1 protein-coding gene is annotated in these 645 nt (G+C 54.6%); it reads right to left on the bottom strand.

Annotated elements, in window-relative coordinates:
* On the bottom strand, positions 1-362 hold a 362-nt coding region (locus tag NKI72_RS35335; RefSeq protein ID WP_352852304.1), incomplete at its 3' end, for a twin-arginine translocation signal domain-containing protein.
* Positions 363-645 lie beyond the last annotated feature (283 nt).

Here is a 645-nt window from a genome sequence, read left to right as displayed (position 1 = left end):
TCGGCCACGTCGATCGTAACGTTATTCTGGGTCACCATAAGCTCAAGCTGCGTCGGGCTCACGTCATCGGTGATCGGCATCACCTTGATGCCGGTTTCGGCTTCAAACGGTTTCACATAGGCATTGATATTGGCCTGACCCCAAGTGCCACCGCCCACCGCCACCCTTAACTCGCCCGATGATTGCGCCGTAGCCCGGCTAGCGACGGAAGACAGCGCGCCGACCACGACTCCGGACGACGTCATCTGCATGAAACGTCTGCGATTCATCCAAATGCTCATTGTTTGTTCTCCCTCTTTGTTCCCGCCAGCAGACGGGATTCCTTTCTTTTCCGTTTGCGTGCCGCCGGTATCGACGCTCATTAGAATTCGTGTGAAGAGCTTTGCCTTCTGGAACCGCGTCAAAGGCTAAAAAAGCGTAAGTGCGAAGCTGGCGTCGATCAAATGGCGAATTCTCAACCTGATATAACCGGCGGTTAAGTTTTATTTGTCGTCTCGTCCTCCTTAACCGGAAGCTCTAATAGAGCGCCTAAAGCGACTCAGTGTCGTTCGCGACTCAGTCGCACAGCAGTAATTTCAGGCAGCCAGCGCCGTCTCGACCAGGCTCACCCAGTAGCCGATGCCATAAAGCAGGGCTTCGTCGTTG

This window comes from Mesorhizobium sp. M0437 (assembly GCF_040321335.1).
Classification (GTDB): Bacteria; Pseudomonadota; Alphaproteobacteria; order Rhizobiales; family Rhizobiaceae; genus Mesorhizobium.
This window is presented reverse-complemented; position numbering and strand designations above follow the sequence as displayed.